Source organism: Pseudomonas sp. GL_090, assembly GCF_057837765.1.
Genome location: NZ_CM174452.1, coordinates 301,339 through 320,509 on the forward strand (window position 1 = coordinate 301,339; position 19,171 = coordinate 320,509).

Sequence of the window (19,171 nt, forward strand, 5' to 3'; positions counted from 1 at the left end):
CTTGCTAATGCTTCGGTATCGAGCTAGTACCCACCTCAAGGAAAACCCGTAATGGATCTACACCACGAGTTTGAGAGCAGCAAGTTCTTCAACCGCGCCCGAATCGATCGACGCGCCGCCGATGCCTTGGTCGGGTTGGCCGCTGGGATTACGGCCGACGGTGTTGTGAACATCACGGAAGCGGTTTTTCTAAAGCAATGGTTGGAAAACAATCTCGCGCATCTGAACGATCCAGTGATCAATCTGCTGTATTCGCGTTTGGCGTGCATGCTTCAGGACAATGCTCTAGACATAGATGAGTCTCTGGAGCTGCTTAACATTCTGCGTGGTTTTTCTGGAGTGGGCATTGAGAGACCGAAGGTTGGCGGTGTTGTTGCCGTTACTCCTACGGACCTTCCTTTCAACTCACCGATCCCTGATTTGGTGTGGGACGGCCGGATGTTTGTATTTACCGGTGTCATGGCCTTTGGGCCCCGTAAGGATTGTCAGGCGCTGGTCGAAGAACGAGGTGATTTGATTGTATGCGATCCATAAACCCCACCTACCGGATGGCCGTGGTATGAAGTCAGGTATCCGACTCGGATGCATGCTCCCCTTGGGTTCCTACCCCAAACAACCGGTCGGCTGTCTGCCGACCTCGCTCCAACCCTTCAGCCGTCAACCAAATCGATTTGTTCTTGTTCACCGGATTACTGATGAAACCCTGTTCATGTAATCGGCTCATGGTCTCGAAGTCGAACCCTTTCCAAGCATTGCCGTTATCAAAACTGAAGGTTGCCAACAGGGCAAGCACGGCTTCTTCAATCAGTTTATCGTCGTATTCCATGATCGTTGCTCCGCTCGTATTCTTTAAGCTCACCGTAAACCCTACCAGCCAGCAAGATGGATAGCGCGTTTAACTACGCGATACCGACGAGCAGTTCCAGGGCAGTAAAGCTTCGTAATCCTCAACCGAAGAAGCCGTCGGCAGGCGCTCAAGTGCGTGGCGCAGCCACGCATAGGGCTCTTGGCCGTTGGCTTTGGCAGTCTCGACCAAGCTATAAAGTTGAGCGCTGGCCGTCGCACCTTTGGGGGTGTCGCTAAACAGCCAGTTCTTTCTTCCGATCACGAAGGGCCTGATGGCGCGTTCGGCAGCGTTGTTGTCGATCGGCAAGTAACCTTCCTCGACGTACCGTTCAAGTTTGTTCCAGTTGCTCGCCAGGTAGCTGATGGCTTTGCCCAGGGCGTTTTGAGCGGTGACCTGGGGTTGGGTCTTTTCCATCCAGCTTTTCAACTGAGCCAGCACCGGCAGGCTGTGCGCGTGACGACCGGTTTTTCGTTCGCCGTCGTTGCCGGCCTGTAGGTCGCGTTCGATGCCATAAAGCTTGTTGATCAGGTTCAGCGCGATGTCGGCACGTCCCGTCTTGCCTTTGGGCTGCACTTTTTGCGCTTCGACGAATTTGCGCCGTGCATGCGCCCAGCAGCCTAAACGCTCCACTCCTTCCTGCGCGCCCAGCGCGTTGTAACCGGCGTAATCATCGGTCATCACGTAGCCGCGATAGCCATCAAGCAGGCGCGTCGGCACCTCCTGAGCCCGGCTGGTGGAGTAGTCGAAAAGGATCACTGGTTTGTCGGGTGGGCCGCCGGTTTGCACCCACATCCAGGACTGGCTGCTGGGCTCCCGATCCTGCTCTTTCAACACCTGCACGCGGGTTTCATCGCAGTGGATGACGCGGCTTTCCAATAACTGGTCGCGCATTAAATTCAGCAGTGGTTGCAAGTGTTCGCCGCACTGGATAACCCAGCGGGCCAAGGTCTGGCGCGGGATATCGATGCCATGGCGGCCCAGCACTTTTTCAAAACGGTGAAGCGGCAAACCGTCCACGTATTTGGTGGTCAGCAGCATCGCCAGCACGCTTGGGCTGGCCATACTTTTTTCAATCAACTGAGCGGGCTTGTCCGCAGTGACCGGAGCCGTTTCACAGGCGCGGCAACCGTAGACCTTACGGACGTGCTTGATCACGCGAATTTGCATCGGCACGATTTCAAGCTGCTCGCTAACTTCCTCGCCGATGGCGTGTTTGCGGCAGCCGCAGGCACAGGTCAGTTCATGTTCGGGCAGTTCGTGGATGACTTCGATGCGGGGGAGATCGGCCGGCAGCGGTTTGCGTTTGCCACGCCGCTGGGTCGGCGCAACAGCCTCTTCTTCTGCCGCTTCATCAATGGGCTCGACGACGCTTTCCGCCTCATTGAACAGGGCCAACTGCGGCGTTGCCGGATCAACCGTTTGCTCGGACTTGCGTCCGAACAGGCGCTGACGCAACAGCGCATTTTCTTCTTCGAGGAAACCGACTCTGGACTGCATCTTCGCAAGCATCTGCTTGAGCAATTCAGGATCATCGGGGAGGTTTTCGGGCATGGAAATCATGCCCTGGATTATACCGAATCAGGCCACGTATCGAGGCGTCAAAACCTGATGAGGACGGTTGCGCCAGAGATCAAAACCATCCAGTAGCCAGTTCAGTTCCTGGACGGTCAGGATGATCGCTTCATCGTTGGCATCGGGCGATGTTTTAAATCGTTCGGATTCGAGGCGCTTGAGCCAAAGGCAGAAGCCGTTGCGTTCCCAATACAAAATCTTCACGCGGTTGCGTGGTTTGTTGAGGAAGACGAAAAGCACAGGGTCGAATACCGCGACTTTGATATCCAGCTCGACAAGTGCGGCCAGGCCATCAATGGATTTTCGAAAGTCGACGGGCTTGGGGTAGAGATAGACTTTTTCGACTTTGGCATCGGGTCGCATCATGGCGGGCTGGCTCCTGAGGGAATCGGGAGCACAGCATCCGGGATCAGCTAAGCGCTTTGAATGTGGGGTTCATGGAGCGTTTACATTTGATTGGGGGCAGTGTGAGTAAGAAGGTGCATTACCTGGTGGTTGGTAGCGTGGGTAATGAGCAGTGGCGCCACAGTACTTATGGAACGAAGATCATGAAGGCAGTGGAGTTGCGTGAGGCGGGAGCTTCGATTGCCATTGTGGGTGAGGATCATTGGCAAAAGATGCTGTTTGGTTGAGGTTGCTTCGTTGTTGGTGTTTTGGGAAAGGCACCCCTTTGTCTTGGCCCGCAGATCGTCGGTGGGTTTGACGGCCTCATCGCGAGCAGGCTCGCTCCCACAGATTCCGGTGTGTGGACAAAAAAGTGGACGCTCCAGAAACAACAAAGCCCTCGTATTTCTACGAGGGCTTTGTTTTGTATGGTGCCGGCACCAGGAATCGACCCCGGGACCTACTGATTACAAGTCAGTTAATTTCTCTATGAAAAACAATCAGTTATGTAATTTTTTGTTACGTCGAGCATGCCTTTTTATCCAGTGTTTTCGAGGCGTTTTACCAGCTATTACGTCAAAATTCCGTGCCATGTTCTCTATACGCCTCATCGAGGTCAATTGCTCTGAGCCCGAGACGTAAGAGAACGGCTAGGAGTCCTTCAATAGAGATCGAAACGTAAAATTGCTTTCCAATCCGGTTCCCTCGAGCAATTTCAACAGGCTTTCATACTGCTCGTCGCGTAGCGGGGCATGGAGTCCCAAGCGGGATTTTAGCTCTGTTCTCACAAGATTTAACAAATATGTCGGCGCTGCGAGAGAACAGTGAGGCTCTAGAAACATAAAAGTTGGAGGTTGGTCGTTTAGATAAGTAATGATCCATCGCAATACACCTCCTTCATCTTTTGTTGTGCTTTCAAAAAAGTTAAAATTTGGCTCTGAAAATGTTGCATCTCTATAGTTGATTCGCTCTCTAGCACTCATCATCCAATCAAAAATATACTGCTCTGAAACTTTGTTGCTAAGTAATACGTCACCTCTTCCAAAATCGCTCTCAAATATTGCGATGGTGGTTTTATGGTCTCCACGAACATTCTCCCCTCTATGTTTTCCGCCATCTCTTTTGGTTGGGTTTGAGCCGATATCAGTTCGGATTGTATATATGCCGTTGCACTTCACTACACCTACACCACGTGCTGCTATTAAACAGCGTAGGAAGTAAAATATTGAATAATACAGCTTCACGATTGCCCATGACTGATGACCTCGTGAAATTGCTGATACAGCTTCTGCATATGTCCAAACCGCTTTATAGAATATGTCTGCGGCATCTTCCGTTATCGCATTCGTTACTCGCTCCTTGTTTTCTGTTGTTATGGTAAAGAGCTCAAACTTAGCTTTGTAACTTCCAAGTTTCTCTGGGTCGTTACATCCTATCTCACTCTCTATCAACTGCTGAAGTTTGAAGCGGTTAGAATTGGTATTCATCATGGTCTGGTAGAGAGTTGAGCAGGTTAGATTCCAAGAGATCCTTGATTACTTTTCTTGCTGTTTTCCCATCCTTTCCTTTCAGCTCATCCCAAGCTACTAGCCCTTCTCTGTCTAGACCAATGAATTCCTTCATGGTTTTTATCGAGAAAGACCCTTGCTCCGCGCATCGCTTAATAAGAGACTCAAGAAAAAAGTCCATTGCACCATTGAATCCGGCTGCTTTCAGGAACGGGTTTTTTGTGTATGACTCCCAGATTTTTGCTTCCGTGTAATAGTCGCGTATAGCTTGGAAGAAATTGGATATAGCCAGTTTTTGCTTTTCCATTTCTCTCAATTTATAAATGTAAAATGTCCCCTTCTTTGGGGTTAAGTGATCTTTAAGAGCAGTAACGAAGGTGGACAGTTCAATGTAGCCCTGTCCGCGAGGTGCACCAGGGAACTTTATTAGATTATACAGAGGCGAGCTCGGATCTTCATTGAGATCGCGTGCTAGATCGGTTGCCCTGTTCACCGCATGCTCTTCGTCATTAAAAACTTCCCCGAACAAGTCGTATACCAAACTTTTTGGGACTGGCTTTTGCTCAGTGTTTATATTGAGAAAAATCTGAGCCGCTTCAGGGGTCGATAGATTGATGCACATAGTTACGAGTAACTCTAGCTCGCCAATGGCTGGTTCAGCTTGGAAAGCTGCCGCTAAACCTGAAAGCCGATGCTGGCCGTCGATGACCTGCGCTGCGAAAGGAATAAGAGGGATATCAATTTCCCCGTCTTTGTAAGTCGGTGAGTAGTTGGCTTCGTTCCAGTTGATTATGAATGAGTTGAAGAAGGTGTTGCCGTCAAGAATGTAGTTCTTGATGCCGTTTATTCTTCTAACACTGAGAGGTCTTTGTACTGCTCCCTCTTCTATATCTTTTCCTCGAACTGCTACGTAATGAAGACCCAGCAGATCCTTAGCTTTCATCGCAAATGTATATGCAGGTATTTCACCGAATTTTGTATTTAGGCAAGCAGCTTTGTGAACTTTATATTTCTGTCTTTTTTTTACGGCCATCTTTTTGCCCCCGTCACTGAGATATTTCAGCAGATAATGGCATACCGGAGTGGCCTTTACATCAGTATCGACTGACGATGTATTACGTTGTTTGTGGCTGGGTCTATTCGGCGGCTGGTGCGACGACAGGTATGCTGAGATCATAGACATCCATCATTTTTTGATCTCGATGACCGCTGGCTTCCTGCTTTTCAGCTCGATTGCCAGTGGTATCGGTTATGCCCCTTCGTTTCAGATCATGCAAAGCAAAGCGTTCTTCCGGAGTAATGGTTCCGTCTGCTATCGCCAGCGTGATGAACCTTTGCCAGGCGGTGTCGAGGCTTGACTTGCGAAGCGGGCCACCATGGCTTACCACAATAATATGACGCCGTGACGGTGCGATCGGAATCGCTGTCTGGCGACGTTCCCAGGTCTTGGCCCGAATTGCTTTCGCACTATCCCACACCGAACGTAGTCGAGGAGTCCACCGGACTATATTGTCTAGACTGCCCTTGCGGCGATTGGTCAAAAGCCCCTCTTCCATTTCGTTGACGTCCGTGAGTGCCACGACCTCTATGCCGCGTAGACGACACAGGTAGGCCAATTCCATGACGATAGTCAGGTACTCCGGACAGCCACCTGGTTCATGACTTGCCAACCGACCGCGTGCAGTTGCGCGATCGATCAGGACCTCCATGACGTTGTGGCGTGGCAGCCGACGCTGTTTGCGCTTAATCGGCGCCTCAATGCCAAGCGCTGGGTTCACATCCAGAAACCCACGGTTACGCCCCCCACTGCAGCACGCGCCGCAGGTATCGCAGTACGTGCGCTGCTTTCGAGGGGGTGCCCTCATCCGCGAGCCGATCAACGATGCGTTGCACTAGGGCGGCCGTAAATTTCTTTACGGCTAGGTCGCCCAGCGGCTTGCCCAGTCTGGTGGGTATATTCAGCAGAACGTCGCGGGAGTAGCAGTAATCTTCATGAGTTTTTGGACTGAGCTTCTTATAGCGATCGCTCTCGTGGAACCGGTCGCAAACATAGCGAAGAGTGCCCCGATCAACATTGCACGTCTCGTCCATAATCCGGTGAAGCTCTGCCAGCGAAACGTCTGCAGGTGCCACATTCTTGCGGCGCTGCTTTCCTGTATCGTCGTAGTGAGGCGTCAGGGTTCTTGGCACTGAAGGCCAGCATTTCGGTGCCCAGGCTGGCCGGGGCATCGGTGACGGCCAGGCCATCCAGGTAAGCGCGACCGGTGTCGGCAAACTTCGGGTTGATCTCGATGCTGGTGTACAGCTTCTGACGGGCCTTGTTCCTGCTGATCAGGTCGTCGGTTGGTTCAATCTGTACGAATAGAGCCAGCTTTTTCACGCCGTTGATTTCGACTGCTTCGGTCTTCGCCGCCAGCACGTCGCCATAAGCCCGGAAAGGGCTGTCCGGCAGGACACTGCGGAAGTGCTCAATCCAGATCCGGGCGGCGTAGGTGTTCGGGTTGTAGGGAATAGGGGTCAGATTTACTTCCCCGGTTAGGGAGCTGGCGCAGCCTGCAGTCTTTTCCAAGGGCAACCGGACCTGCGTTGAAGATCAAAAGATCGCAGCCATCGGCAGCTCTACAGGGGCTGTTTGTAGCAGCCGAATTCCTGGATTCCAAAAACAACAAAGGCCCGCATTTCTGCGAGCCTTTGTTTTGTATGGTGCCGGCACCAGGAATCGAACCCGGGACCTACTGATTACAAGTCAGTTGCTCTACCATCTGAGCTATACCGGCGTGTCAGGGCGACGATTATAGCGATTGGCTGGCTTCTGTAAACCCCTGAATTCTGACTATTTTTGCACGGGCTTCAGGTCAGGCGCGCAGCAGGGTTTTCTTGAGTTTCTGAATGGCTTGCCAGGTTCGGCTGTTTTGCATCGCGCGCAGCTGTGCTTCGGCCTGTTCGGCGCGTTGCAGGGCGGCGGCGAGTTGGTTTTCGGCGTCGCTGAGGGGGTGGCTGAAGTTGTGGCCTTTGCAGAACTGGAACTCGTCCAGGTTGCACGGCGGGATGTCGAAGGCGGGTTTGAGGTTCAGGTGTTCTTCGGCGAGGTAGTAGGTGTTGATGCCATCGAACAGGATGGATTGGTAGCCGGCGTCGGTGACGAGGCTTTCCCAGGTCTGGTCGCGGGCCCAGGGGGTTTCGATGAGGATCACCCAGGGCCGCCATTGGCTGAAGTCCATGCCGCGCAGGACGGTTTCTTCGTGGCCTTCGACATCGATTTTCAGGAAGTGAATGGCGCGGCCCTGGGCGTGTTCTTCGCAGATGGAGGTCAGGGTGCGGGACTGGATCGTTTGGCTGCGCACGTCCATGCCGGCGTCTATGTGCATTTGGGCCATGGCCGGGTCGAGGGTCGAGAGGCCGGTGCCGGCGATGCCGTAGAAGGTCAGGTCGTCAGCGCTTTCCCCGGCCGCGCATTGCAGGTTGGTGTCTTTGGGGCGTTGCTGGCACAAGGCTTCATAGTAGTTGGGCATCGGTTCGACGTTGATGCCGGTCCAGCCGTTGTCGTAGAACGCCTTGGTGACCGAATCATGGGTGGGATGGTTTGCCCCGACGTCGATGTAGAAGCCGTTCTCGACGGTTTTGAGGGCGCGCCACAGGCGTATGTCTTCGAAATTCTGTGCGTAGGAAATGAACGTCACTGGCGCATCCTGTCGGAGAAATGTTCTTGTTTGTGGCCGCGCTGCCGGCGCCCTTGCGTGTGTGTATATCAAGAGTAATGAAAGGGTGCAATTTCCCCTGTCTGCGATCCGGGATTAGGCATTTATGTCGTTTTGATTAAATGCTTATGCACAATGCCGTTGGCAACGCACTGGGTTTAGGCCGAATTTGTGGATCTGTTCTCATTTGTCCGCAAATACCTGTTTTTTCGATTTTTTATGCGGGTGTATAAAAAATGAACAGTATGGATTTTGCCCTGAAACCGGTGTGGATATTGGATCCACGATAATTCCATCAACAGAGTTATCCACAGGTCGGGTGTGTTTAAGCGCGTTCGGCCAGGAGCAGGAAATTGCGCGGCGTGAGCGGGGTTTCGCAGAAGGTGCCGACGCGGACGCTGTAGCCCTGCTCGGCGAGGAAAAGTGCCCGGTCAAGAACTAGCCAAAGTTCTAGCGGGCGTCGGAAAAGTCCACGTAGTAGTTCAAGGTTGCGCACTTCGGCCAGTCGCTGCCAGCCGGCGGCTTCGAGGGCTTGCCAATCTTGCGGGCCGACTGTGGATAACTCTTTGAGTGCGGCCAGGTGTTGGCAGTAATCGGCGAAGGGTTTGTCCAGCCAGGCGCTGGGCAGGGAAGGGGTTGGCAGGTACTCGTTGATGCCGCGCAGTTGCCGTTGCAGCAAGTCGAAGCCCAGGCGCCGGGCCATGGAGGTGTCGCGTTGACGTCGCACGCGGGCGCCGGCAGTAACGGTTTCACTCATGGGCAATGCGAGGTCGTCGAGGGAAAGCTGTAAGTCGGAGCCTTTGGCCGCCGAGGAAATCGGCGAGTATTGGGCAAGACTGATCCGGTTGTAGCAGCACGGCGCAATGGCGAGTTGCTTACAGCCTGTGGCGCTGGCGAGTTGAATCAGCCGCACATGCAGATCACCGCAGGCGTGAAGCGCGACAGGTGTGTGATGCGCGCTCAATGAACTAGCTGCGCCTGCCGCGAGCACATCCTGTTCGATATGCAGCGCATGCAGGTGATGGCGCTGGCTGAGCGCCTGGCCGCTGGATACCAGTGCCGGGTCGTATTCCAGGCATGTCAGTTGTTGGCCTGGTTGCAACAGGCGGCGGCCCAAATGCCCTTTGCCTGAGCACCAGTCCAGCCAATGCTGCGGTGCCTCGGAAAACTGCAATCGGCTGGCGAACGCTTCGATCTGCTGCCATTTACGCCCCGGTACATCGACGTTCAGTCGATGGCCGGCCGCTTCGAGCGTGTGTGCGGGCAATTCATCCACGGCACTCAAGGCAACGGACATCCTTGCCAAGGAAGCAAAGGGTTCCGGTGCATTCAGGAGGGCGGGTTGGTTGTGAGTGTTTTCCGCGTCTTCCAGCGTTCGCTCACGTAGCCATGCGGCCAGCTCCGGGTAGGACGCTTCCCAGGGTAGCTGTAGGTGAGTGAACGGCCGGGGTTTCCACAGTGCTTGATGCGCTGTCAGAAAAGCATCCAGCGCGGTAAAACGGGCGAGCAGGGCCTCGCCCGTCAACACGCAATCCTCAACGCCCTTGGCAGGCATCGACGCGCAACCAGCGCTCCAGCAGCTTGAAACCGCGCACCAGCACGTAAGCCATTACCAGGTAGAACATGCCCGCGGCGAAGAAGATCTCCACTGGCAGGTAGGTCCGGGCAATGATGGTGCGGGCCATGCCGGTCAGTTCCAGCAGGGTCACGGTGCTGGCCAGGGCGCTGGCCTTGAGCATCAGGATCACTTCGTTGCTGTAGGCCGGCAGGCCGATGCGCGCGGCGCGCGGCAGGATGATGTAGAACAGGGCTTTGGGTCTGGACATGCCCAGCGCCCGTGCCGCCTCGATCTCGCCCGGTGGAATCGCCTGAATGGCGCCCCGCAGGATTTCCGCAATGTAGGCCGCGGTGTGCAGGGTCATGGTCGCCGTGGCGCACCAGAACGGATCGCGCAGGTACGGCCACATCGAACTGTTACGAACCGCGTCGAACTGCGCCAGGCCGTAGTAGACCAGGAACAGTTGAACCAGCAACGGCGTACCACGGAAAAAGAAGATGTAGCCGTAGGGAAATGCCCGTACCCACCACAGGCGCGACGAGCGGGCGATGCCCAGTGGAATGGCCAGCAGCAAACCGGCGATCACGGCGATGGCCACCAGTTCCAGGGTCAGGGTTGCGCCCTGGGCCAGTTTCGGCAGCCACTTGATGATGACTTCCCAGTTCATTGGGTGCTCCTCGCGAAGCCGCGAGCGGCGCGTTTTTCCAGGAAATGCATGCCGGTCATCGCCAGTACCGTCAGGCTCAGGTACATGAACGCGGCCACCATATAGAAGGTGAACGGTTGCTTGGAGACGGTCACGCCGATTTGCGCATGACGCATGATTTCTTCCAGGCCGATCACCGACACCAGCGCGGTGTCTTTCATCAGGATCATGAACAGGTTGCCAAGGCCGGGCAGGGCGATGCGCCACATCTGCGGCATGATCAGCTTGGTGAAAATCCGCCATTTCGACAGGCCCAGGGCCACGCCGGCTTCGCGATGGCCTTTGGGAATGGCGAGGATCGCGCCGCGAAACACTTCCGTGGCGTAGGCGCCGAAACACAGGCCCAGCGCAATCACACCGGCGGCGAAGGCGTTGAGTTCAAGGTCGGGGTTGCCGAAGAACTCGCCCAGGGCGCGCATCAGGTTGACCGTGCCGAAGTAGATCAACAACACCCAGAGCAATTCCGGGATGCCGCGAACCAGGGTCGAATAAGTACCGCCAAGCCATTGCAGCGGCTTGTACGGGGAAGTCTTGGCCAAGGCGCCGAGCAGACCGAGCACCAGCCCCAGGCACAGGGCCGAGAGTGCCAGTTTCACAGTCATCAGCGCGCCAGCGGCGAGCGCCGGGCCGAATCCGTAGAGGTCGATAATCATGGATTTCTTTTCAAATCGCGGCAGGCAAGGCCGAGAACCGGCGCCATCAGGCGCCGGTCAGGCAGGTCAGTATCAATAGATGCTGAACGGGAAGTACTTGTCGTTGATCTTTTTATAGGTGCCGTCAGCGACGATTTCTTTCAGGGCGGTGTTCAGCTTCACGCGGATCGGGTCGTTCTTGCGAACGGCGATACCGATCTTGTCGCTTTCTTCCACCGGGTCGCCCTTAAAGTCGTACGCACGGCCGGCGTCGCTTTTCAGCCACTCGTAGTTGACGTACTTGTCGGCCAGGATGCCATCCAGGCGACCCGAAATCAGGTCCAGGTAAGCGTTTTCCTGGGTGTCATAGAGTTTGACTTCGACGCCGTCCATGTTGTCTTCCAGCCATGTGCCGGCCAGGGTCGCGCGTTGGGCGCCGATCACCTTGCCTTGCAACGAAGCCTTGTCGGTTTTGAAGTCGACGTTTTTCGGCGCGATGAACTGCAGCTTGTTGGAGTAGTACGGGTCGGTGAAGTCCACCGCTTGTTTGCGCTCGTCGGTGATCGACATCGAGGAGATCAGGAAGTCGAACTTCTTGGCGTTCAGGGCCGGGATGATGCCGTCCCAGTCGGAGGTCACGACGGTGCACTCGACTTTCATCTTGGCGCACAGGGCGTCGCCGATCTCTTTGTCGAAGCCGACGACATTGCCACTGGCATCTTTATTGTTGAACGGTGGGTAAGCCGCTTCGATGCCCATCTTCAGGGTTTCGGCCATGGCACCGGCGCTGAACGCCAGGGTGACGGCGGCAGCCAGGAAGACCTTTTTGTAATTCTGCATGTGGATAGCTCCGTTAGCGGTTGCTGGACATGAATTGTTTGCAGCGCGCCGAAAGCGGGTTTTCGAACACCTGCTGTGGCGATCCTTGCTCTTCTACCAGGCCCTGGTGGAGGAACACCACTTCGCTGGAGACCTGACGGGCGAAGCCCATTTCGTGGGTCACGAGCAGCATGGTGCGGCCTTCTTCGGCCAGCGCGCGGATGACATTAAGTACTTCCTGGACCATTTCCGGGTCAAGCGCCGAGGTGGGCTCGTCGAACAGGATGACCTTGGGCTGCATGGCCAGGGTGCGGGCAATGGCCGCGCGTTGTTGCTGGCCGCCGGACAACTGTGCCGGGTAGGCATGGCGCTTGTCGGCGATGCCGACCTTGGCCAGCAGGGCTTCGGCCACTTCGATGGCTTCGGCCTTGCTCTGGCCGAGCACGCGGCGCGGGGCTTCGATGATGTTGTCGAGCACGCTCATGTGCGGCCACAGATTAAAGTTTTGAAACACAAAACCGATTTCGCTGCGCAGGCGGTTGATCTGTTTGCCGTCGGCGGCCACCAGTTCACCGTTCTTCGCGGCCTTGAGCTTGAGTTCTTCGCCGGCGACCAGGATCTGGCCCTGGTGCGGGTTTTCCAGCAGGTTGATGCACCGCAGGAACGTGGACTTGCCGGAGCCGGAGGAACCCAGGATCGAGATCACATCGCCGTCGCGGGCGGTCAGCGAGATGCCTTTGAGCACCTCCAGCGAACCGTAGCGTTTGTGCAAGTTGCGGATTTCAAGCGCGGGCGTGGCCTCAGCCATGTGCGTTCCTCATAAATGTTGCGCTCCTGCTGTTGGCGGCCTTCCTGGCGAGGCGGCCAACCTAGCATAGCGTTTCAATGGCAGCCAACAGCGCTACGGACAGTAAACGGCTGGTGTGTGGCAGGTTGTCGCATCGGCGCAGCAGACTGTCGCCCCATCAACAACCGAACAGCCGTTTGAACCTTGCCTGTCGATGAAAAGCGCGGTGGCTGCCGCAAAAAAAGGCGCGATGTTGCCAGCTTTGACAGGGTGTTGGAAGCGCTATCCGGCCAAATGCACCGCTTGTGCACTTTTAATGTGCGCGGAGCCATTTTCAGGTGTGTTTCCAGTGCGCGGATTCACCCCGAAAAGTGGGTGGCAGGGTAACGTTCTGGCGAAGTGCCATTAAATTCAATGGGTTGCGATGACTGTCCGGTCTGTTGGAATCGCCGGGATAGAAGGATTTGAAATATTTTGGCGCAATTATTGCGTGCAGAATCCAGAACGCCCTGTTGGCTTCTTTTTACGAGAAGGTTCGCCGAACGGGATGCACGCATTCGCTTCTCCTTACAAAGGTAGTTTTAATGAGCAGTACCCAAAGCTCTAATGGCCTCGAACAGGGGCTCAAACCGCGCCACGTGACCATGCTGTCGATTGCCGGGGTTATCGGCGCCGGCTTGTTCGTTGGCTCGGGTCACGCCATCGCCGCTGCAGGTCCGGCTGTTCTGTTGGCTTACGCCGCCGCCGGCATGTTGGTGGTGCTGGTGATGCGCATGCTCGGCGAAATGGCCGTTGCCTCGCCGGACACCGGTTCATTTTCGACTTACGCCGACCGCGCAATCGGTCACTGGGCCGGTTTCACCATCGGCTGGCTCTACTGGTGGTTCTGGGTGCTGGTGATTCCGCTGGAAGCCAACGCCGCTGCGACCATCCTGCATGCCTGGTTCCCTGGCGTGGACATCTGGGCTTTCGCCCTGGTCATCACGATGCTGTTGACCGTAACCAACCTGTTCAGCGTAAAGAACTACGGTGAGTTCGAGTTCTGGTTCGCCCTGATCAAAGTGCTGGCCATCATCGGTTTCATCGTGCTGGGTCTCATGGCGATCTTCGGCTTCCTGCCGGGCAGCCAGGTCAGCGGCGTTTCCCATCTGTTCGACACCCAGGGCTTCCTGCCAAACGGTATGGGCGCGGTGTTGGGCGCGATTCTGACCACCATGTTCTCCTTCATGGGCACCGAGATCGTGACCATCGCGGCCGCGGAATCGAAGAACCCTGGCAAGCAAATCTCCAAGGCCACCAATTCGGTCATCTGGCGGATCGGCTTGTTCTACCTCGTGTCGATCTTCATCGTTGTGGCCCTGGTGCCCTGGAACGATCCGGTACTGGCCAGCCTCGGTTCCTACCAGACTGTGCTTGAGCGCATGGGCATCCCGAATGCCAAGATGATCGTCGACATCGTGGTATTGGTCGCCGTGACCAGCTGCCTGAACTCGGCGCTCTACACGTCGTCGCGGATGTTGTTCTCCCTGGGCAAGCGCGGTGATGCGCCGGCGATGTCCACGCGCACCAACAAAAGTGGCACGCCTTACTGGGCTGTGATGTTGTCCACTGGCGCCGCGTTCCTGGCAACCTTCGCCAACTACGTAGCCCCGGCTGCGGTGTTCGAATTCCTGCTGGCCAGCTCCGGCGCGATCGCGCTGCTGGTGTACCTGGTGATTGCGATTTCGCAACTGCGCATGCGTAAGCAGCGTATAGCGCGCGGCGAGAAAATCGCCTTCAGCATGTGGCTGTTCCCGGGCCTGACCTACGCGGTGATCGTCTTCATCGTCGCGGCCCTGACCATCATGCTGTTCCAGGAAGCCCATCGCGTGGAAATCCTCGCGACCGGCTTGCTCAGTGCTCTGGTGGTAGCGGCCGGTTTGCTGGTGGCTCGCCGCCGCAAACTGGAAAAGAGTGGCGCGGTGGTGCTGAACTGATTCACACCGCGTAATGCAAAACGGTCGCTGTCAGTGATGACAAGCGGCCGTTTTTGTTTCTGTCGATTGCTCGGTGTTCATTCGACATGAACCCAGTCTTCTACGCGTAACCCCGGAACGCGCTCGAATTCCCGCAGGTTGTTGGTGACCACGATAAACCCGCGTGAGCGTGCGTGCCCGGCAATCATCTGGTCGTACGGGCCTATGGGTTTGCCTGCCTTTGCCAGTTCGGATCGGATCATTCCGGTGTGTGCTGCTGCTTCGTTGTCGAAGGGCAGGACTTCAAGTCGGGCGGAGAAACCCTCGATGACTGCCAGGTTTTTTTCGGGCGCTGCTGATTTTTCCGCGCCGTAAATCAGCTCCATCAGCGTGACCGCACTGATGCACAGTTGGCTGTGATGACGGTTGAACGCCTCCCGTACCACCTGTGGTTTGTTCTTGATGGTGAAGATGCAGATGTTGGTATCGAGCATGTACTTGATCATCAGAACGACTCACGCTCCTGATCGGCAGGTTGCTCGCGATCGGTCATGAAGTCTGCCGTGATGCTTGCGCCATCGAACCAGCTGTCCCAGGTTTCACCGGCGGGCGTGATGATTCGGCTTCGACCGACGGCGACGACGTCGACTCGTTTCACGTCGCTTGGCATGGCTACAGCTTTCGGCAGGCGAACGGCCTGGCTTCGATTGCTCATGAAAAGGGTTGTCTGTTCCATTTGGACCTCCTGCGCTTTTACTGGCGCGATGAGTCCAAAGGATAGGTTTTGTGTTGGATATGTCAATGGGATATACGTGGTGCCTGACGGAAGGAAAGTGCTCGATTCAGATCCAAAAAAAGGCCGCTGTCAGTGATAACAAGCGACCGTTTTTGTTTGCGTCGTAACCCTTACTCGGCTTTTTCTTCCGATACTTCCAGCGACTCGCGGTAGACATCCAGCGCAGCGCTGAAATCGGCAATGAACTGCGGCTCGCTCAGCCATGCCTGGGCGGCGTCGCGGTCCATGCCGTCGGCCCACATGCGGTAGTCGATCAGCATGTCCGCGGCCAGGTGGGTGGCGGCCATGCCTTCGTCGTCGGCGTTTTCCATGTCCAGCAGTTCTGGATGGTCGATGATGATAAAGGCCAGGTTCGTCAGCAGTACCGAGAGCATTTCGCTGCGGCTGACAGCTTCCGCATCGCGCATTTTGCTGAACATCGCCAGGGTGTATTCCGGGATCGGCTCGTCGAGGTGGCCAAGGTCATCGTCCAGCGCGGCGGGTTTGCGGCCGTGGATATTGATCTGCTTGGCTTTGGCTTTTGCGCGCTTGGCGCGTTTCTGTTGCTTGTTCAGGGAGGCCATGGGAGCTCAGTTCGGTTTCTGTTGGGTTTGCGCGGCAATGGCGTCGGACGCCGCCACGTAGTCGGCCTGAAAGGCCGGTGATTCGATCCACGCCAGAGCGCCGGCTTCGTCGGTTTCGGTCGACCATTGGCGATATTCGATCAGGGCAGCGATGATGAAGTCTGTCGCTGTTTCCTCACCTTCCTGCTCCAGTACCAGTGCGATAAGCGGATGTTCCAGAAAGGCCGCGCACATGGCCTGCTGGCTGATCTTTTGTGCGTCGATCATCTCTTTGAACATGTCGGTCAGGTCCACCGACTCGAAGTCGATGCGATCGTCGTTCGGGTCCAGTTCCACCGGCGCGGCAGCCCGCTGGGTGCGGTTCTGCTTGGCCTTGGCCTTGGCACGGGAGGCGCGTTTTTGCTGCTTGTTGGCGGAGGCCATGGGCGTCGTTCCGTATTCGTTGAAAGGGCAAAGGGCTTAGCTGCGTGGCACTCGCCGCCCGGGGGTATCAGGGGGCAGTTCGCCGTTTTGCAGCCAGGCCAATGCAATGGGCCATAGTGTGGCTTGGTATGCGCTGCGAAAAAAGGCGAAATGTCCGACTTCTTCTTCGCCGATGTCTTCGGGATGGATGCGCAGGTGTGAATTTGTGCTGCCGGTGAAGTAGCCGAGCAGGCGTTCGATGGCCGGAATTGTGCCGTAGGGATCGTCGCTGATGCTGATGGCCAGGGTTTGCGCGGTGACACCGGCAAAGGGCAGCTGCCCGGCGGTTTTGCTGATTGTGCGGCTGCTGGAGCGCTTCTCGAAGCGGGCAGTGGAGAAGCTCCAGTCACGGACCACGCCGGCGGGTGTGTCTTCCAGCCAGCCAAGGCGTTTGCCCGGGAAGTAGCCGTAGATCATCGTCACCAGTGGCATCAGCACATGCCACTTGGCGAACATGCGCCAGCGATGGGCCGGCGCATAGTCGCGCCAGTAGGCGAATTGCGCACCGACCGTCACCAGGCGCCGGATCAGGTGCCCGGACGCTCCCAGGCCCGCGGCACAGCCGCCAAAGCTATGGCCGACCACATCGACAGGCTGCCCGGGGAACTCACGCTGCGCGCGCTTGAGCATCGCCTCGAAATCCAGCGCTCCCCAATCGGTCCACGAGGCTCGAAGCCCCTTGAGCGATGCCGGCCGCGATTCGCCGATGCCGCGGTAGTCATAGGTGATGACGTCGAAGCCGTGGGCGAACAGGTAGTCGGCGAAGCGCGAGTAATGGCGGCAACGGACCGAGGTGGCGGCATTGATGATCACCACCGGACGAGTGGCGTCCTGAGAGGCGTGTCGCCAGGTGAAGCCACCGAGGATGAAACCGTCCGAGGCGGTTTCCTTGAACGATTTGCCGGGGGTGGTATCCGGCAGCGGCGACTCGATGCGAGTGGGGGCCAGTGGAGGCGTGTCCTGCAAATTCATCAGCGTCAGTCCTTTGCGGGTAGCTGCCAACGATAGTCCTGATGCCGTTGATGAACAATCCGTCCGCCTCAACGCGGTTGTTGATCGAGCAGTCGTTCTTCAAGTGCCGCACGCTCCCGATCCAGCTCATTGCGGAGTTCCTCCTCACTCGGCAGGACAAGCCTGTACTTGCTGGCGAACAGTTGCTCGTTTCCTTCGAGCACCGAGTAACGCACCACGGATTCATCCTTTTGCGCACAGAGTATGATGCCGACAGTGGGGCCGTCTTCCGTGCCGCGTTTCAGGTCGTCGTACATGCGCACGTACATGTCCATCTGCCCCACATCCTGATGGGTCAGTTCACCGCGCTTGATATCGAAGATGACGAAGCACTTGAGCAAGTAGTTGTAGAACACCAGGTCGATGTAGAAGTCTTTGCTGTCGGTACTGATGCGTTGCTGGCGGGCAATGAATGCGAAGCCCTTTCCCAGCTCCAGCAAGAAGCCCTGCAATTGTTCGATCAGCGCTTGTTCGATCTCGCTTTCCTGAAGCTTGCCGGCATTGGGTAAGCCAAGAAACTCCAGTACCACCGGATCACGGATGAAATCCCGAGGGCTGGCCTTGATGTTCTGAATGTGGGTGGCAGCCTCCTGTTTGACGGCGCCACGATCGCGGCTCGCCAGCAGGCGTTCGTAGTACAGCGTATTGATCTGGCGTTCCAGGGCGCGGCTTGACCAGTTTTGGGTGGCTGATTCGTTCATGTACCAGAGACGAGCGCTGTCGTTGTCGACCCGAAGCAGGCGGCGGTAGTGTGTCCAGCTCAATTCGTGACGCAGTGCGTCACGAATTGGAAAGGCTTGATAGAACAGACGCATATACCGAAGGTTGGAAGCGTCAAATCCCTTTCCGAACTCCGCAGTTAGCACTTTGGCCAAGGTCGACAGTAACTCTTTGCCATACCTGGCCCGCCGAGCCCCTTCCTGCTCGAACTCGACAATATGTCGTCCGATCTGCCAACAGGTCTGCACTTGAACGGTATCGACCGCCCGAAGCACCTTCTGACGTGCCTGATGGATCAATTTGCCAAGGTTGCCAAGCAGTGATGCCAGATGTGGGTCGTGAGTGTCGTTGGGGGTGAGGGTTGTCATGAAGTCTTCCGCAGCAGGTTGAACAGCGAAAGAGAATGACAAGTGAGCCCCCTTCGAAGATGCCGGGTGTTACTGAGAAACAGGCAGGAAATACCGGGTTCTCAGGCAGGACGGGTCTAAATCCGGGCGAGGGCTGAGGAACAAATGGCGTAGTACGTTTCGTACTCAGGCCAAATCAATCTAAACCCCTCCCTCCGGCTGGAAATCCAAAGAGTGTAACGATTGGGTTCTGCAGAACCCGGGAGTCGTCATCATGAAATACCTCCATACACTCCTGTTGCCCCTCACCGCTGTAGGCGTGCTGATGTTTTCTGCGATGTCACCTGCCGCCAGCCTTGAGCCCATCGACGGCCAGGGGGTGCAGGTGCAAAGCCAGGAACAAAACGGCATCACCTACCTGTCGGGCGGTATCGGCGAGGATGAGTCCAAGGCCATCCAGCAGACCACCGGCTATAACCTGCACATGACGTTCTCTGTCGGGACGGGAAATGAATACACCTCTGACGTGAATGTAGTTATTCAGAAGGCCCCGGGGCAGACCGTGCTGACGCTCGATGACGCCGGTCCGCTGGTTTACGTGAAACTGCCTGCCGGTAAATACACGGTCATTGCGACACGCGACGGCGAAACACGGAAGGATGTTGCCGATATTGGCAGCGGTGCAGCCCGTAACCTGGTATTCCACTGGGATGATGCGAGCTAGTGAAAGACTGAAAATCAAGGCGGGGCATCAATCCCTGAATCTTGCATTCGGATACTTGGGGGGGATGTCTGGGTGTCTTCGT

At 56.3% G+C, this 19,171-nt stretch carries 19 protein-coding genes, 2 tRNA genes and 4 pseudogenes; 4 read left to right on the forward strand and 21 right to left on the reverse strand.

Annotated elements, in window-relative coordinates:
* Window positions 1-51: 51 nt before the first annotated feature.
* Window positions 52-519: pseudogene (locus AC3ITA_RS01325) on the forward strand (BRCT domain-containing protein); the annotation flags it as partial.
* A 46-nt stretch (window positions 520-565) separates the two neighbouring features.
* On the opposite strand, the gene AC3ITA_RS01330 reads toward AC3ITA_RS01325, so the two are convergent.
* The 3 genes from AC3ITA_RS01330 to tnpB all read right to left on the reverse strand — a co-directional run bounded on the left by AC3ITA_RS01330 (window position 566) and on the right by tnpB (window position 2,785).
* Window positions 566-826, reverse strand: coding sequence for a DUF6429 family protein (locus tag AC3ITA_RS01330; protein ID WP_258696284.1), 261 nt, complete (start codon window positions 824-826; stop codon window positions 566-568).
* 69 nt (window positions 827-895) lie between these two features.
* Window positions 896-2,407 (reverse strand): IS66 family transposase, encoded by a 1,512-nt coding sequence (gene tnpC, locus AC3ITA_RS01335; RefSeq protein WP_489278309.1) that lies wholly within the window; start codon window positions 2,405-2,407, stop codon window positions 896-898.
* An 18-nt stretch (window positions 2,408-2,425) separates the two neighbouring features.
* Window positions 2,426-2,785, reverse strand: a complete 360-nt coding sequence (tnpB, locus tag AC3ITA_RS01340; RefSeq protein ID WP_052966798.1) for an IS66 family insertion sequence element accessory protein TnpB — start codon at window positions 2,783-2,785, stop codon at window positions 2,426-2,428.
* Between the two features lie 74 nt (window positions 2,786-2,859).
* Here tnpB and AC3ITA_RS01345 point away from each other — a divergent pair.
* Window positions 2,860-3,051 (forward strand): annotated as a pseudogene (locus tag AC3ITA_RS01345) (BRCT domain-containing protein); the annotation flags it as partial.
* A gap of 181 nt (window positions 3,052-3,232) precedes the next feature.
* Here AC3ITA_RS01345 and AC3ITA_RS01350 read toward each other — a convergent pair.
* The 12 genes and pseudogenes from AC3ITA_RS01350 to AC3ITA_RS01405 form a co-directional block, all read right to left on the reverse strand.
* Window positions 3,233-3,333, reverse strand: a tRNA-Ser gene (locus AC3ITA_RS01350).
* A gap of 120 nt (window positions 3,334-3,453) precedes the next feature.
* Window positions 3,454-4,290: a hypothetical protein gene (locus AC3ITA_RS01355; RefSeq protein ID WP_489279207.1), complete on the reverse strand. Its 837-nt coding sequence runs from the start codon at window positions 4,288-4,290 to the stop codon at window positions 3,454-3,456.
* Window positions 4,274-5,344, reverse strand: coding sequence for a DGQHR domain-containing protein (locus AC3ITA_RS01360; protein WP_489279208.1), 1,071 nt, complete (start codon window positions 5,342-5,344; stop codon window positions 4,274-4,276). The genes AC3ITA_RS01355 and AC3ITA_RS01360 overlap by 17 nt, the downstream gene beginning before the upstream one ends.
* A gap of 103 nt (window positions 5,345-5,447) precedes the next feature.
* Window positions 5,448-6,540, reverse strand: a pseudogene (locus tag AC3ITA_RS01365) (site-specific integrase).
* A pseudogene (locus tag AC3ITA_RS01370) lies at window positions 6,461-6,817 on the reverse strand (GPO family capsid scaffolding protein); the annotation flags it as partial. The pseudogenes AC3ITA_RS01365 and AC3ITA_RS01370, both read right to left, overlap by 80 nt.
* A gap of 195 nt (window positions 6,818-7,012) precedes the next feature.
* Window positions 7,013-7,088, reverse strand: a tRNA-Thr gene (locus AC3ITA_RS01375).
* 78 nt (window positions 7,089-7,166) lie between these two features.
* Window positions 7,167-7,991 carry an FkbM family methyltransferase gene (locus AC3ITA_RS01380; RefSeq protein WP_150672301.1) on the reverse strand — a complete coding sequence of 275 codons (825 nt, stop codon included), beginning with the start codon at window positions 7,989-7,991 and terminating at the stop codon, window positions 7,167-7,169.
* A gap of 343 nt (window positions 7,992-8,334) precedes the next feature.
* Complete coding sequence (locus AC3ITA_RS01385) at window positions 8,335-9,564, reverse strand: methyltransferase (RefSeq protein ID WP_489279209.1); 1,230 nt, start codon at window positions 9,562-9,564, stop codon at window positions 8,335-8,337.
* Entirely contained in the window at window positions 9,545-10,234 is a 690-nt protein-coding gene (locus AC3ITA_RS01390; RefSeq protein WP_056725836.1) for an ABC transporter permease, read from the reverse strand. The genes AC3ITA_RS01385 and AC3ITA_RS01390 overlap by 20 nt, the downstream gene beginning before the upstream one ends.
* Complete coding sequence (locus AC3ITA_RS01395) at window positions 10,231-10,926, reverse strand: ABC transporter permease (RefSeq protein ID WP_057712425.1); 696 nt, start codon at window positions 10,924-10,926, stop codon at window positions 10,231-10,233. Before AC3ITA_RS01395 ends, AC3ITA_RS01390 begins: the two co-directional genes overlap by 4 nt.
* Before the next feature lie 72 nt (window positions 10,927-10,998).
* Window positions 10,999-11,745, reverse strand: coding sequence for an ABC transporter substrate-binding protein (locus AC3ITA_RS01400; protein ID WP_095942288.1), 747 nt, complete (start codon window positions 11,743-11,745; stop codon window positions 10,999-11,001).
* Window positions 11,746-11,758: 13 nt separating this feature from the next.
* The gene (locus AC3ITA_RS01405) at window positions 11,759-12,532 is read right to left on the reverse strand and encodes an ABC transporter ATP-binding protein (protein ID WP_007972784.1); all 774 of its coding nucleotides are present in this window, start codon (window positions 12,530-12,532) and stop codon (window positions 11,759-11,761) included.
* A 563-nt stretch (window positions 12,533-13,095) separates the two neighbouring features.
* On the opposite strand from AC3ITA_RS01405, the gene gabP reads away from it, so the two are divergent.
* Complete coding sequence (gene gabP / locus AC3ITA_RS01410) at window positions 13,096-14,487, forward strand: GABA permease (protein ID WP_489279211.1); 1,392 nt, start codon at window positions 13,096-13,098, stop codon at window positions 14,485-14,487.
* A 77-nt stretch (window positions 14,488-14,564) separates the two neighbouring features.
* On the opposite strand, the gene vapC is transcribed toward gabP, so the two are convergent.
* The 6 genes from vapC to AC3ITA_RS01440 all read right to left on the reverse strand — a co-directional run bounded on the left by vapC (window position 14,565) and on the right by AC3ITA_RS01440 (window position 18,386).
* A complete protein-coding gene (gene vapC, locus AC3ITA_RS01415) occupies window positions 14,565-14,972 on the reverse strand; it encodes a type II toxin-antitoxin system tRNA(fMet)-specific endonuclease VapC (protein ID WP_414928955.1) in 408 nt (135 codons plus the stop codon).
* Window positions 14,972-15,202, reverse strand: coding sequence for a type II toxin-antitoxin system VapB family antitoxin (vapB, locus tag AC3ITA_RS01420; protein ID WP_095942290.1), 231 nt, complete (start codon window positions 15,200-15,202; stop codon window positions 14,972-14,974). Before vapB ends, vapC begins: the two co-directional genes overlap by 1 nt.
* A 170-nt stretch (window positions 15,203-15,372) precedes the next feature.
* Window positions 15,373-15,825 carry a hypothetical protein gene (locus AC3ITA_RS01425; RefSeq protein ID WP_095942291.1) on the reverse strand — a complete coding sequence of 151 codons (453 nt, stop codon included), beginning with the start codon at window positions 15,823-15,825 and terminating at the stop codon, window positions 15,373-15,375.
* Window positions 15,826-15,831: 6 nt separating this feature from the next.
* Complete coding sequence (locus tag AC3ITA_RS01430; RefSeq protein WP_095942292.1) at window positions 15,832-16,248, reverse strand: hypothetical protein; 417 nt, start codon at window positions 16,246-16,248, stop codon at window positions 15,832-15,834.
* A gap of 36 nt (window positions 16,249-16,284) precedes the next feature.
* Window positions 16,285-17,259 carry an alpha/beta hydrolase family protein gene (locus tag AC3ITA_RS01435; RefSeq protein ID WP_489279212.1) on the reverse strand — a complete coding sequence of 325 codons (975 nt, stop codon included), beginning with the start codon at window positions 17,257-17,259 and terminating at the stop codon, window positions 16,285-16,287.
* A gap of 68 nt (window positions 17,260-17,327) precedes the next feature.
* On the reverse strand, window positions 17,328-18,386 hold the full coding sequence (locus AC3ITA_RS01440) for a PDDEXK nuclease domain-containing protein (protein ID WP_489279214.1): 1,059 nt from the start codon (window positions 18,384-18,386) through the stop codon (window positions 17,328-17,330).
* A 253-nt stretch (window positions 18,387-18,639) separates the two neighbouring features.
* On the opposite strand from AC3ITA_RS01440, the gene AC3ITA_RS01445 reads away from it, so the two are divergent.
* Window positions 18,640-19,089: a carboxypeptidase regulatory-like domain-containing protein gene (locus AC3ITA_RS01445; protein ID WP_489279216.1), complete on the forward strand. Its 450-nt coding sequence runs from the start codon at window positions 18,640-18,642 to the stop codon at window positions 19,087-19,089.
* Window positions 19,090-19,171: the final 82 nt, after the last annotated feature.